Raw genomic sequence first — 1,314 nt, 5'->3', positions numbered from 1 at the left:
TACGACTGCGGCGGGCTTTGAAATTGGAGCGAGCTATGTGGACCAGATAGCAACCCGATACGGCGCTAACAGCGTGACCGGGAAAGGGGCGGCCGTAACATTGGGGAGGTTGAAGCTCTGGGGGGCGGGATTGGCTGTAATCGGGGGTTCACTGCTGGCGTGGTGGGATTTCACTGATTCGGTTGAGCATTTCAAAAGCAGCCAGAGTGGCGCTACAAAGCAGGTTCAAAAAAACTCCATACTCTTGTCAGCTACTTATTTTGTAAGAGGGGTCGCTACAGTGACTCTCTCATTTGCTGAGTTAGGAACGGCCGTTGCGACTGCGAAACCTTTTTTCGACTACCTTTCTCAAAATGCCAAGACCAAGCTCGTCAGGATGCTATCCACCTCCTTGGGAGCACTTGCAAAGAAGCTCGGCACGCAGGCTGCTCGGTTATTACTTGCGCGCCTCGTTCTTGGGGCGTTCTGGATTGGCCTGATCTTCACATTGATTATTTACATACTTGAAGACGATGCTTTGGAAAAGTGGTGCAAACGCAGCAGCTTCCGCCTTGCAAAAAACTCAAAACCGTTTGAAGAACAAGAAGAGCTGAAGACCCTGCACTCCGCATTCAGCGAGGTATTGTGATGTATCTGATCGAATGGGGTTTTTGGCAAATGGCTACTGAATCCGAAGCCGCGCGAAAAGCATATGAAGCAGAACTGACACCGAACGAAAAGCGTCAAGATTTATATGAGGGTGACCTGACTGAAGAAATGCACTTCCAATCCGTTAGTAAACAACCCTATGCAAGAGGACCTGTTTTCGCGTTCAGCGACACTATTTTAGAAATGCGCTGCGGAGGTTCAGAAGAGAAGCGTGGACTTATTACGCTCGCAACGCTCGGCGCTGTCGCCCCGGCCATTGCTGTGGGACTAATGATCACCACTGGATTTTTATGGATGGACATCACCGATCCGGATGGGCGTTCCGTAATCACTATTCTTTCAACACTTATAATGCTCTCAGTCAGCTCCACCTTAGTGTATCTTTATTCAAAGTATGGAATCCACTTAACCCGACTAGAAATGCTGACTAGCCGTCACTTGCTTATTCGCTTCAATCGAGCAACCCAACAAGTTCACCTACATCGACCGAAATACTGCGGTGGAATCGTAACTTTTCCATGGAATGCAACCGGAAGCACTGGCCTATATCCAGAAGATGACTCACTCAGCATGGGCACGCGACTAGGCCTGGTCTGGCACCCCAGCCGCACCGGCTTGCCCCACATGGAAATGGCCCTGCTGGGCAAACAAGGCCAAGGCGGCAGC

General features: G+C 50.5%; 2 pseudogenes. Both read left to right on the top strand.

The features are described from left to right. Positions 1-628, top strand: a pseudogene (locus ACK59Z_RS25770) (hypothetical protein); the annotation flags it as partial. Next, positions 628-1,314: pseudogene (locus ACK59Z_RS25765) on the top strand (hypothetical protein); the annotation flags it as partial. The pseudogenes ACK59Z_RS25770 and ACK59Z_RS25765, both read left to right, overlap by 1 nt.

Origin of the sequence: Pseudomonas sp. KCJK9058 (assembly GCF_046230975.1) — a bacterium.
In the GTDB taxonomy this organism is placed as follows: domain Bacteria; phylum Pseudomonadota; class Gammaproteobacteria; order Pseudomonadales; family Pseudomonadaceae; genus Aquipseudomonas; species Aquipseudomonas alloputida.
Note: the sequence above shows the minus strand (reverse complement) of the source record. Positions and strands in the feature narration are given on the sequence as shown.